The sequence below is a fragment of the Hymenobacter siberiensis genome (assembly GCF_018967845.1).
GTDB lineage: Bacteria > Bacteroidota > Bacteroidia > Cytophagales > Hymenobacteraceae > Hymenobacter > Hymenobacter siberiensis.
The window spans coordinates 3,388,714-3,401,088 of the sequence record NZ_JAHLZZ010000001.1; the positions used below are offsets into that span (position 1 = coordinate 3,388,714).

Below are 12,375 nucleotides of genomic sequence, written 5' to 3' on the forward strand. Positions count from 1 at the left end.
TTGTGGGTTTCCCTAAGCTTTTGGGCCACCGTGGCTTGGTTTCTTAGGTTGCATCAAAGATAGGCATAATTTCCAAATGACCAAGTCCATAGGTATTTTTTTTTAATGAATGTCGACCTTTGCGCGCTCCCCTATATACATACAGTATGCCCGACGCGCCCGCCCACGCTTTTTCGCACGATTTTCAAGTTCCGACCAGTGCCATTGATGCGCTGGGCCACGCCAATAATGTCGAATACGTGCGCTGGGTACAGGATGTGGCCGGCGCGCACTGGCTGAGCATTTGCCCCGCCGAGCTGCACGACCAGATTATTTGGGTAGTGCGCGAACATCGCATCCGCTACCTGCAATCGGCCTTCGCGGGCGAGACGCTGCGGGCCAGCACCTGGGTGGGCGAAACCAGCGGGGCCACGTCGCTGCGCTACACCCGCCTCACCCGCGCCGCCGATGGCGTGCTGCTGTGCGAGGCGGAAACGACCTGGGTGCTGCTCGACCCCAAGAGCGGCAGGCCGGTACGCGTGACGGCGGAGATGGTAAGCTGGCTGAAAACTGACACGCCCTAATTTAGCTTCTCTTTCACTCAGTTTCTTTGAGTAGCGTGACGCTTTCTTAAGCTCAGCTTTTTTATAAATACCTGTTCTAGAGCATAGACCTGCATAGAACCAGCGCACACTATCATTATTAATCCTATTTGAAAAAGAATAAGACTTAGCATACTCTACCCTACTATTTTTAGTAGTTGATTTCGAGCAAGTTGTCTCGTAGTGCAGTTTAGCAGCGTTTCAACCAGGCGGGCCAACGGGTCATCGGGCCGGGTCATCGGGCCGGGTCATCGGGCCGGGTCATCGGGCCGGGTTAGCGGACGGGTGAGTTGGCGGAGGAGGTTGAGGCCGTGACGAGCCAGGCTCGCGGCCCGGTAGCCGTGCTTCTTGCGGGCAATGTGGTGGCGGCCGCCGTGGGCGGCTGCGCCCACGCCCAGGCAGAAGGCGTAGGCCAGGCTGACGAGGGCCACGAGTTTGCGCAGCTTTTGCAAGCAGCGCAAGTGGGTGGCTTCCAGGTTGAAACCCCGGCCTTTCAGGTTTTGGAAGCACTGCTCAATCGTCCACCGCTTGGCGTAGCGTTGCGCGAGGTGGTTCAGACCGGCCGTGGCAAACAGGTAGACGAACTCGCCCGCCGCCACGGCCTTGACCCAGGCCTGTCCCCAGACCCCGTCGACCTGCACGTGGGCGAAGCGGCGCACCTGCCCCGGCACCAGGCCCAGGTCGGCCACGGCCTGCCGGCGGCCGTCGGCGTGGGTCAGGCAGTGGTGCTTGGGCACGCGCATGACAAAATTCAGTCCGTTGTCTTTGAGCCACTTGAACCACGCATGGCCGACAAATTCCCGGTCGCCTACGACCAGGCCGATGCGGTCTTTCCCCAGCAAAGCCACGCACTTTTCGAGCACCGCGATGCGGTCGGCGGCGTTGGAGTTGCCGCTGCGGTTGTCGAGCAGCTGCCAGTAGAGCGGCACGTGGACCTCGCCCGTGCCGACGGTGACGAGCAGCACGTTGACTTGGCACTGGCCGAAGTCCCACTCCGTGCGGTCCAGGCACAAACGCAGCTTGCCCTGCGCAGGCAACAAACTAAGCAAAAGCCTGGCCACCAGCATGTAATTGAGGTCGACTTCGCGGAAAAAGTCCTGAATGCGCGTTTCGTTCGAGGCGGGCTTGGCCGCGTCATTGAGGTGCTGGGCCACCTCGCCGAATTGCACGTTGCGGCTCTTTATCAGGCCAAGAATGAACTGGCCCACAAACTTTTGGCGGGACAAGTGGCCCACAAACGGGGCCTGTTGCAAAAGCGTCGTAATTTTAGCAGCGAAGTGTTGCTTCACGGGGCAGAACGGGTTTTTGGTGGTTGGAACCCCAAAGGTCGGGCTGCCCCGTTTTTGTACCTGAAAAATAGTAGGGTAGAGTAGACTTAGCATACACTAAGTAAGAATGTCCCTCTTGAAACTGTACGCCACAATCAGCGCCTCCGCTTCCTGTTGCTATTACTACAGTATCAGAATGCAGTATCCCTTTTGCTTGTTCTTGCACCAACAAAGTCACCAGCTTTCCAACCATTGGAATGCCTTGCCATCTCAAATAATCTACCCGTTTTACAAATAATACTTTGCCTCCAAAAACTATATCGGAATTACGCACTGCTTCTTTTACACTCGATTTGCCTGTACAAGAGCACGCGAAGGAGTTACTACCGATAAGTAGCAGGACAAGAATTACGACTATTGTCTGAAAGTTTTTCATTCGCTTTATCTGGTTCATCAAGTTGATGCTTGAATCAAACAAAATACATATGCCTCCCTCCTTCCGCATCTACTCCTCTTCGGCCGGCTCCGGCAAGACGTACCAATTAACGAAAGAATACCTGCTGCTGGCGCTGGGGGCCGACGACCCGGCGTATTTCAAGCGGGTGCTGGCCATTACGTTTACCAACGATGCGGCGGGGGAAATGAAGCACCGCATTGTGGATGCGCTGCGGGATTTTGCCTACCCCAGGGAGGGCAAAACAGATACGCTGCTGGCCGACATTGCGGCCGAACTGAAGCTGCCGGCGGCGGAGGTGCGGCGGCGGGCGGCAGCCACGTTCCGGCTGGTGCTGTACCACTATGCCGATTTTGGGGTGAGCACGATTGACTCGTTTGTGCAGCGGATTGTGACGGCGTTTACCCGGGAGCTGGGCTTGCCGGCCACGTTTGAGGTAGAGCTGGATACGGACAGCGTGCTGCAAAGCGCGGTGGCCGCGCTGCTGGACAAGGTGAACCGCGACCCGAACAGCAAGCTACTGTCGCAGACGCTGGCGGAATATGCGCTGGGGCAGGCCGAGGAGGGCAAAAGCTGGAGCCGCCTGCCCGAGGAGCTGGCGGGGTTTGGCCGGGTGCTATTTAATGAGACGGTGCAGGAGGCGGTGGCGCAACTGGACAAGCTGAGCCTAGCCGATTTCCGGCGGCTGGACAAGGAAATCCGGACGCGGCGGGGGGAGATTGAGGCGGCATTTGCGCAGACGCAGGAGGTGGGCGCGGCAATTCTGGAGCAGGCCGATGTGAGCGTGGATGACCTTTATTACGGCAAAAGCGGCATCGGCCAGTACGTGCAGAAGGGCGTGGCGCTGCTGCAGGCCGACGCGGGGCCGAACAGCTACGTGCGCAAAACGCTGGCCGAGGATAAATGGCACGGCGGGAAAATTAAATCGCCCGCCGACAAAGCCCGCGTAGATGCGGTGCGCGAGCCGCTGACGGCGCTGGTAACCACGCTGGACAAAATGCGGGCCGAATACCTGCCGAATTACACGTTGCTGGCAGCAATGCAGCCGTATTTATTTCACGCTTCGCTGCTGAGTGAATTAAATAAAATAGTGGAACAAATCAGCCGCGAGCGCAACGTGGTGTTGATTTCGGAATTTAACCGGCGCATTGCCAGCATTGTGCTAACGGAACCGGTGCCATTTTTGTACGAGCGGCTGGGCGAGAAATACGAGCATATTCTGATTGACGAGTTTCAGGATACGTCGGTCTTGCAATGGAATAACCTGCTGCCGCTGGTGGAAAATACACTGGCGAATGGGCACAGCAGCCTGGCGGTAGGCGATGCCAAGCAGGCTATTTACCGCTGGCGTGGGGGCGAGATGGAGCAGATTCTGCGGTTGCATCAGGGCAACACGGAGGCGCTGGCGGCGCGGGCCCGGGAACCGGAGATGCGCGAGCTGCTGCGGGGGCGGTATGCGTCTTTCGCGGGCAAGCTAGATGCGAAGGCCTTGCAGGTAAATTACCGGTCGGCGCGGGAGATTATTGCGTTTAACAACTCGTTTTTTGAGGCGGTAAGCGCGCGGCACGAGGCGCTGGGGCTGGTGACGGGGATTTATGATGCGCATTTTGGGCAGGAGGCGCCCGGAGCCGCGCCCACGTCAACCTCACCCCCTGACCCCCTCTCCAAAAAAGAGGGGGCACCGGCTCGTGAGGACGATTCCGCTGGAAGCATTTCCGGTGCCCCCTCTCTTTTGGAGAGGGGGTCAGGGGGTGAGGTTCCGGCGGGGGGCGTGAGCGGGCATGTGGAGCTATTATTCACCCAAAAGGACGCCCCGGCCCTCATCTATGACCCGAGCACCGGCATCTATACCACCTCGCCCCTCCCCGGCCACGCCCCGGAGGCGCTGCTGGGCTACGACGAAAGCACCTGCTACCTCACCCTGCAGTTGGTGGAACAGGTCCTGCGCGACGGGTATGAGCTCCAGGATATATCGGTACTGTGCCGCACGCGCTACGCCAGTAAAATTATTGCCAAGTTCCTGAAAGAGCGGGGCTATGCCATTATTTCGGCCGATTCGCTGGCGCTGGAATTTGCGGAGGTGGTGAACCTGCTGGTGAGTATTTTGCGGGTGCTGCATCAGCCGGCCGACACGCTGGCGCGGGCCGAAGCCCTGCTGCTGGTGGATAAGGTGGTGCGCGGGCTGGCCCCCACGCCGGCGCGCGCCCGGCACATTGCCACGGTGGCGAATGCGGCGGGCGGCACGTCGTTTTTTGATGAGCTGCGCGAGCTGGGCTACGATGTGAACGAGAAGGAAACCGGCAACCTCGGCCTCTATGAGCTTGCCGAGCGGCTGCTGAACTTGTTCGGGCTGCTGGGGCGGAATGGGGAGAGCGAGTACCTGTTCCGCTTCCTGGATTTGACGCTGGAATACAGCCTGAAATTCGGCAACAATTTGGGCAATTTCCTCACGCACTGGGAGGAACGCAAGGGGCGAATTAGCATCAACGCGCCGGGCGGGCGGGCGGCTATTACCATCACCACGGTGCACAAAGCCAAGGGCCTGGCGTATGGGGTGGTGATTGTGCCGTTTGCCGACTGGAGCCTGGAGCCGCACCGGGGCACCCTGCTCTGGGGCCATCTCGAAACCGACCAAAAGCCGCTGGAAAATATGCCCGAAGTAGCAGTGGTGCGCCTAAGCCAGACCATGCAGCAAACAGCTCTGGGAACGCAGTACGACGAGGAGCGCGAAAAAACCTTTCTCGAAGGGCTAAATACGCTGTACGTGGCCCTCACCCGGCCGCGCCACCGCCTCTACATCATCAGCAAAAAACCTGAGGACAAGAAAAGCGCCAAGACGACGGAAGAAACCGACGCAGCGGCCCCCATGGCCGCCGCCCGCACCGTGGCCGACCTGCTGCATGGCTACCTGCTGGGCCGGGGCGAATGGCAAGATGAGCAAGTATCCTTTGTAGTATCACAAGGCACCCCAGCCATCCAAAAACCTAATAGCAAACAACTAACAACTAACAATTACAACTTAACGAACCTCGCCGCCGCGCCCTGGGAAGACCGCCTGAAGCTGCGCCGCCACGCCACCACGCTCTTCGATTTTGACGAACAAAAGGCCCAGGGCGAGTGGAACCGCAAGCTGCACTTCGCCCTGCGCCGCCTGCTCACGGCCGCCGATGTGGGCCGGGTGGCCAGCCAGCTCGTGGCCGAGGGCATCCTCAGCGCCCGCGAGCGGCCGGAGCTGGTGGCCAGCCTGGAACGACTAGTACTTGACCCGCGCCTGGCCCCCTATTTCGCCCCACACCTGAGCGTGGAAACGGAGCGCGAAATATTGGTGGGCGGCGTGAAGCTGCGCGACTACAAGCCCGACCGCGTGGTGCTCGAACCCTCCCTCGAAGCCCACCACCGCCTGGGCGGCCGGGTCACGCTGATGGATTTCCGCCTGCCCCCGCCGCAGGATAAACATAAGCGGCTGTTGCGGAACTACGCTACGCTATTCGAGCAATTAGGGTACGCAGAGGTGCGCGGGGTTATTTATTATTTCGGGACGGGGGAAGTGGTGGAGGTATGAAGGATTAATTCATTTCTACTCACCTAATCCATTTTGTGTAGTCTTGGTAAATCACTCAAAAATCCCAGTTCAACGAAAACTTTTTAATAGATAATCTATGAAATTTGAATCCAATGCATTACTTAAAGCATATTATGAAAAACAGAGAACGAATGCCAAGAAATTGATGTGGCTTGGCCCATTAGGTGCATATTTAATTTTTTACTGGCTGTTCAATAGACTTGTTGCGAAGTGAGTGAAGTGCGGAATTTTCGACAAACTGTACTTAAATTTAGAACATGAACTTTTCCGTAAAAAACCTCACTACTTCGCGTAAATGGCGTGCTGCCACGGGACTCACGGCGGAGCGTTTTGCGCAGCTTTTGGCGCATTTTAAGCAGGCGTATTTTCGGTTGAATGGAACAGATATGATTGAACGTGGGGCTTTTGCGCCGTATGAAGTAGCCCTTAAAACAGAAGAAGAATTACTGCTTTTCACCCTATTCAGCTTCAAAGCAAACTTGACGTATGATTTGTTGGGATTGGTCAGTGGGATGGACGGTTCCAACGCGAAACGCAACCAGGAATTAGGCATTACGGTGCTCCAAGAAGCGCTGGAGCAAACCGGGCATGCGCCAAAGCGGGAATTTACGACAGTGGCCGAATTTGAAGCCTATTTTCAGGAACACGAGACGTTATTGGTCGATGGAACGGAGCAACGCAAGCAACGACCAGGAAATAAAGAGATGCAAAAAGACTACTATAGCGGTAAAAAAAAATGCACGCCGTAAAAGAGATAGTTATTTCAAAGACCATTCGCTGGATTGGTTTTATCAGCCGTTGTTACGGCGGAAGACACCACGACTATAGTGTACTAAAAAGCATTTTACCAGTTGATAAAGAGTGGTTTAAAAAGTTCAAGGTGCGGTTGGACCTGGGGTTTTTGGGCTTCGCGAAAGACTACGTTTGCCGGAAAGTTTTTATTCCTATCAAAAAGCCGAAAGGGAAAGAACTCACCGATGAACAACGAGAAATAAATACAAAACAAGCAAGTGAACGAATTACCGTAGAGCATAGCATTGGCGGATTGAAACGTTATCGAATTTTGGAAGACCGATTACGTTTGCATAATTTGAACCTGTACAATGACGTGCTGGGAGTGTGTGCGGGCTTGTGGAATTTCAGCTTAAATCTTTGATTAATAGCTCGCGACAAGTCTAATATACTAGGATTTACCTTAAATTTCATGGCATGCTTAATAGCATCTTATGCGGCCTTTTTCACTTTTGTCTATTATGGAACTCTATTTGCAGATGCAAAATTCATGAATCGGCTTGTTGACAAATGCATTATCAATGAAAAAGAATTCATATTTATCACTTTAAAGTGGTTTTTAAATAAGGAAGTCAGTTTTCACACATCTACTCTTATAGAGTTAAAAAGACTTGAAGTCAGTTTTTTTAAACAGGTGGGTGACGTTTACAAACTAACTGTTTTAAATAAAAATAAAATTGAACATCTGTATATCATTTCAAGGTCATTTGATGATTTTGAAATGATAAAAACAATGATGCGTTTCTGATTTTTTGTGGCCTGCGTTATCCCGCTGGCGCGCGTCTGCGACGCGCTGCCCACTGGGTTCGAGCCTGTGGCTCGGGCTTCGCGCACCGGCTGAACCCGCAGTCCGGTTCCGTTTCGACCCCGAGCCAGAGGCTCGCAGCCAAGCGGTAGCGCGTCGCAGACACGCGCCAGCGGGGCCAGCGGATGGCGCTGCTCTTTCGGAATTGCACTCCGAAAGCCGCACTGCTGGGGGCTTGCAGCCCCCAATGTGAGAGATGCCGCGCCACGCTTACGGACTGCAAGTCCCCGCCCAGGCCACTTTCGGAGTGCAACTCCGAAAGTGGCCTGGGCATGCCGCGTACGGTTAACGTGGATTATGGAAAGCCCACACGTGAGTGAAATTTGAACGATTCCACCCACGCGCGGACTCGCAGAGTCCACGGTACACCGACCTTTGTGCCCATGCACACCCTTGCCCAACTGCGCGCCGGCCAGCTCCACGGCCTCAAGCGCTTAGATTTAGCCGAAGGCCTCACCGAATTTCCCCACGAAATCTTCGCCCTGGCCGATACGCTCGAAGCCCTCAACCTGACCGGCAACGCCCTTTCGGCGCTGCCCGACGACCTCGGGCGACTGCACAAATTGCAGGTGCTTTTCTGCTCCGATAACCAGTTTACCGAAGTGCCCGCCGTGCTGGGCCAATGCCCCCGGCTGAGCATGGTGGGCTTCAAGGCCAACCGGATACGCACGCTGCCGGCGGCGGCTCTCACTCCGGCCCTGCGCTGGCTCATCCTTACTGATAATCAGCTGGAGGAATTGCCTGCCGAAATTGGTAATTGCCAGCACCTGCAAAAGCTGATGCTGGCGGGAAACCGCCTCACCGCACTGCCCAAAGCCCTGGCCCGGTGCACCAATCTGGAGCTGCTGCGCATTGCCGCCAATGAGCTGCGGGAACTACCGCAGTGGCTGCTGGCCCTGCCGCGCCTCTCATGGCTGGCCTACGCGGGCAACCCCTTTAGCGCGGTGGCCGAAGCCCGCGTGGAAGCGCAGCAGCGCATCGGCCCCATTGCCTGGGACACGCTGGCGGTGGAAGAAAAGCTGGGTGAAGGGGCCTCCGGCGTCATTTACCGCGCTAGTTGGACGCGGCCCAACGTGGGAGACACGGAAGTGGCCGTGAAGCTATTCAAGGGCGCGGTGACCAGCGACGGCCTCCCCCACTGCGAAATGCTGGCCTGCATCGCGGCCGGGGCCCACCCCAACCTGATTGCGGTGGAAGGCAAAGTGAGCGGGCACCCTACCGGGGCCGAAGGCCTGGTACTGGAGCTGATTGACGACGTGTTTGGCAACCTGGCCGGGCCGCCCAGCCTGGCCACCTGCACCCGCGACGTGTACAAGCCAGGTACTGCATTCAGCCTGGAAGCGGCCCTCAACATCGCGCAGGGCATTGCGGCTTCCGCCGGGCACCTGCACGCAAAGGGCATCATGCACGGCGATTTATACGCTCACAATATTCTGAATACGGCCGAAGGAAATGCCTTGCTGGGCGATTTCGGCGCGGCCAGCTTCTTTAATTTCGAGGACATTGCTACTGCCCAGGCCTTGCAGCGGTTGGAGGTGCGGGCCTTCGGCTGCCTGCTGGAAGAATTATTGACGCATTGTGATGAGGCTGATAAAGCTCCGGCAGCGGTCGCGGCGCTCTGGGACTTGCAGCGGCGCTGCGGGCAGCCGGAAACGGGGGCGCGGCCGTTGTTTGGGGAGATAGAAAAGGTGCTGGCTGGGTTGTAGCGCGGACTTTTAGTCCGCGAGTGGATGGCGCACACGCGGACTACACACGCGGACTAAAAGTCCGCGCTACATTACTCTGCCAGGCGCTGGTAGCGGATGCGCGGCTGCACGCTGCTGGTGTCCACGTAGAAAGCAAAGGTGGTTTCGGCGCTGTTGATTTCGAAGCGCACTTCGGCCAGCCGTTTGGGCGGGGTGAAGCGCGGCATGGCGGCGAAGCGCATTTCGACGGGCACGCCCGTGCCGCCCAGCGGCAGCAGGTACAGGCCGCGCTTGTCATCGAGCAAATACTGCGTGGCGGTGGCCCGCAGCTGGAAGCGAGGGATGGTGTAGCCCATTTCCTCGTAGAAGCCGTGGTAGTGGAAGCGGCGCAGCACGCGCCCGGTCCGGATATTGCGCACGAAGGCATTGGGGGCGCGCAGCTGCTGCACGGTAGGCGTGCGGCCGTAGCCCTCCAGGCCATCGGCAAAGCGGATGAGGTGCGCCTTGCCAGGCGCATACACCACCAGCACAGTACTATCGCTAAGAAAAGAAGCCCCCACCAGTTCGGCATCGGGCCGCTCCAGGCGCATGGGCGGGCGGCCGGGCCGCAGCAGCTCCGAGGCCGTGAGCAGGGCCCAGCCATCGGGCGAGAGCGCGGGCTCGCACTCGGGGCCGCCGCCGGGGCCCCGGCCTTCGCTCAGGCGCAGCACGTTGCCGGCCAGGTCCAGCAGCAGCACTACCTGGCCGCCCACGTCGCTGTCGGGCACCATAAAATCGAGGGTGAAAACCAGCGCGCCCAGCGGCCGGCTGTAGCCCAGAAACTGCGGCAGGTAGGCTTCGCTCTCGGTCACGACATCAATCCCGGCCTTTTTGAAAAAAGCGGCTTTGCGCAGCTTACGGCTGAAAATCTGGCGGCCGGTTTTCTCACGCAGCGTCACGGTATAGTACCCTTCGAAGCCGCGCACCCGCCGGGGGTGGCCGGGGGTTTCCTCGTAGGTGGCCGTGAGGCGGTGGGTCGAGTCAGTTTCGGCGGCCAGCAGCAGGTGGTAGGGCTGGCCGTTGAGCAGCACAAGCGTATCGGCGGCAGCGGGCAGCGCCCAGCCGGGAATTTCGGGCGGCGGCTTGGGTTTGGCCACGGGCGGCAGGGCGGCGGGCGGCGGTTCCGGCGCAGGCGCGACTGCCACGCTGGGCATCGCCCGCGCATCCGACCTGGTAGAATGAAGTTTCTGCTCGCAGCCCGCCAGCAGTGCCAGCAGCCCAACGGCAACGATATTGCGCATTATTTTGAGAGCCAACCGTTGGCGTCGAGCCAGTTGCGTAGGCGGTCGGTCCAGAGGTCTTTGGTGGTTTTATTGTTGAGGCCAAAGCCGTGGCCGCCCTTGGGGTAGAGGTGCATTTCGGCTGGCACGCCGTGGCGCAGGCAGGCCTGATAAAACACGATGCTGTTGTTGACGGGCACCGTTTTGTCGTCCTCAGCGTGCACCAGGAAGGTGGGCGGCGTCTGGGCCGTCACCTGCAGCTCGTTGGAATACTGCCGGATTTGCTCGGCCGAAGGCATTTTACCCAGCAAATTATCCCGCGACGCCGGGTGCCGGAGCGTATCGCTGAAACTGATGACCGGGTACATGAGCACCAGAAACGCGGGCCGCACCGAGGTCGGCCCCACATTATCGCCCACCGGCTTGGCAAACTGGGTGCCCGCCCACGCCGCCAGGTGCCCACCCGCCGAAAAGCCCATCAGGCCAATGCGCTCGGGGTTGATGCTGTATTTGACGGCTTGCTGGCGCACGAGGCGTAGCGCCTGCTGGGCATCGAGCAGCGGGGCGATAGACTTATCGGGCTGGCTTTGGTCGTTGGGCAAGCGGTATTTCAGCACGAAGGCCGTCACGCCGAACTCATTCAGCCGCTTGGCTACATCGTAGCCCTCACTGTCGATGGATAGCCGGGCATAGCCGCCGCCGGGGCAAATGATGACTGCCGTGCCGTTGGCCGTGCCCGCCGCCGGCAAAAAAGCCGTGAGGCTGGGCTGCACCACGTTGGAAATTCGCACGCCGCCGTTGGCCAGCGTAATGCTGGTTTCCTGCACCGCACTGGGCTGCGAATCGGGCACGGTGCCCGTGTAAATCGGGAAAGTCTGCTGCGCAAACAAAGGCCCGGCGGCCAGCAGAAGTCCCACAAAGGCAATAGTAGCGGTTATTTTCATACGTCGAAGTATTCTACGCAAAAGTACGTCATGCAGCCATATGGTGGCATTATTAAACAAGCTCGTGGTACTATCGGAAGAAATTTATGTAAGCGCAACCCGATTTGAATTATTCCGTAGCCTCGAAGGTCTTTATGGCAATGCGCAAGACCACTCTGCTGGCCGCCGCCGCCCTGCTGGGCAGCCCCGGCCTCACCCTGGCCCAGAACACGCCGGACGAAAACAACCCCAATGTGGATGCCCCGTTCGTGCGCAACATTCGCGCCGACCGGCCCGGCCAAACCATCACCGCCCAGGTCCTTCGCCCCGGCCGCTTTCAGCTCGAAACGGGCTTCCAGCGCCAGTTTGGCGGCGTGGGCCTGGCCCAGAGCCTGAGCGCCGCCACCCTGCGCATCGGCTTTTTCAACAGCATGGAGCTGCGCGTGAGCCAGCCCTATTTCCACAACAGCCCGGCGCGGGTGGCCGAAGCCGGCCGCGTCGATTCCAGCGGCTGGGCTCCGGTGATGGTGGGGGCCAAGTTCATGCTGTCGCCCAACTACGACACCCGCACGCAGGTAGCCATTCTGGTAGAGTCGGCGGTGCCCGGCACGGGCAGCCCGGGCCTGCGCGGCACCACTTGGGGCCCCGGCGGCCGCCTACTGGTGAGCGAGCAGCTGGGCGAGCGGTTCGGCCTCGAAGCCAACTTCGGCTTCAGCCAACGCGGCCTCACTACCAAAGACATCGAAAAAGGCCAGTTCCTAGGCACGCTGGCCCTCAATGGCCCCCTGAGCGAGAAGGCCGGCTTCTTTGTGGAAGCCTACGGCTATGGCCGCCAGGCCCTTACTACCGGCACCACGGCGGGGATGTATTTCCGTCCCATTCCGGCCATGCGCCTCGATATCACGGCCGGCCAGGCCATGAGCGGACTGGCGGCCGGCACGTCCACTATTGGGGCCGGGCTCACGTTTAAAGTGGGCAAGTAGAACCGGCGGCAAGCGCTACGCAAATAACGTTCAGCAAAAGGC

General features: G+C 58.7%; 9 protein-coding genes. 6 read left to right on the forward strand and 3 right to left on the reverse strand.

Features of this window, described 5'->3' with window-relative positions:
- Positions 1–146: 146 nt before the first annotated feature.
- Positions 147–563: an acyl-CoA thioesterase gene (locus KQ661_RS14750; protein WP_216727358.1), complete on the forward strand. Its 417-nt coding sequence runs from the start codon at positions 147–149 to the stop codon at positions 561–563.
- Positions 564–829: 266 nt separating this feature from the next.
- Here KQ661_RS14750 and KQ661_RS14755 read toward each other — a convergent pair whose 3' ends face one another.
- Positions 830–1,870, reverse strand: coding sequence for an IS4 family transposase (locus tag KQ661_RS14755; RefSeq protein ID WP_216727359.1), 1,041 nt, complete (start codon positions 1,868–1,870; stop codon positions 830–832).
- Between the two features lie 464 nt (positions 1,871–2,334).
- Here KQ661_RS14755 and KQ661_RS14760 point away from each other — a divergent pair, with 464 nt between their 5' ends.
- From KQ661_RS14760 to KQ661_RS14775, 4 genes are all read left to right on the forward strand, one after another.
- Entirely contained in the window at positions 2,335–5,865 is a 3,531-nt protein-coding gene (locus tag KQ661_RS14760; RefSeq protein WP_216727360.1) for a UvrD-helicase domain-containing protein, read from the forward strand.
- A gap of 278 nt (positions 5,866–6,143) precedes the next feature.
- Complete coding sequence (locus tag KQ661_RS14765; RefSeq protein WP_216680531.1) at positions 6,144–6,635, forward strand: transposase family protein; 492 nt, start codon at positions 6,144–6,146, stop codon at positions 6,633–6,635.
- Positions 6,623–7,042 carry a transposase family protein gene (locus KQ661_RS14770; RefSeq protein WP_216727361.1) on the forward strand — a complete coding sequence of 140 codons (420 nt, stop codon included), beginning with the start codon at positions 6,623–6,625 and terminating at the stop codon, positions 7,040–7,042. Before KQ661_RS14765 ends, KQ661_RS14770 begins: the two co-directional genes overlap by 13 nt.
- An 824-nt stretch (positions 7,043–7,866) precedes the next feature.
- On the forward strand, positions 7,867–9,189 hold the full coding sequence (locus tag KQ661_RS14775) for a leucine-rich repeat-containing protein kinase family protein (protein ID WP_216727362.1): 1,323 nt from the start codon (positions 7,867–7,869) through the stop codon (positions 9,187–9,189).
- Between the two features lie 71 nt (positions 9,190–9,260).
- On the opposite strand, the gene KQ661_RS14780 is transcribed toward KQ661_RS14775, so the two are convergent.
- Together KQ661_RS14780 and KQ661_RS14785 are read right to left on the reverse strand one after the other, a co-directional pair.
- The gene (locus tag KQ661_RS14780; protein ID WP_216727363.1) at positions 9,261–10,448 is read right to left on the reverse strand and encodes a hypothetical protein; all 1,188 of its coding nucleotides are present in this window, start codon (positions 10,446–10,448) and stop codon (positions 9,261–9,263) included.
- Positions 10,448–11,371, reverse strand: coding sequence for an alpha/beta hydrolase (locus tag KQ661_RS14785; RefSeq protein ID WP_216727364.1), 924 nt, complete (start codon positions 11,369–11,371; stop codon positions 10,448–10,450). The genes KQ661_RS14780 and KQ661_RS14785 overlap by 1 nt, the downstream gene beginning before the upstream one ends.
- Positions 11,372–11,511: 140 nt before the next feature.
- Between KQ661_RS14785 and KQ661_RS14790 the strand changes: the two genes are divergently transcribed.
- Positions 11,512–12,333: a transporter gene (locus KQ661_RS14790; protein WP_216689084.1), complete on the forward strand. Its 822-nt coding sequence runs from the start codon at positions 11,512–11,514 to the stop codon at positions 12,331–12,333.
- Positions 12,334–12,375 lie beyond the last annotated feature (42 nt).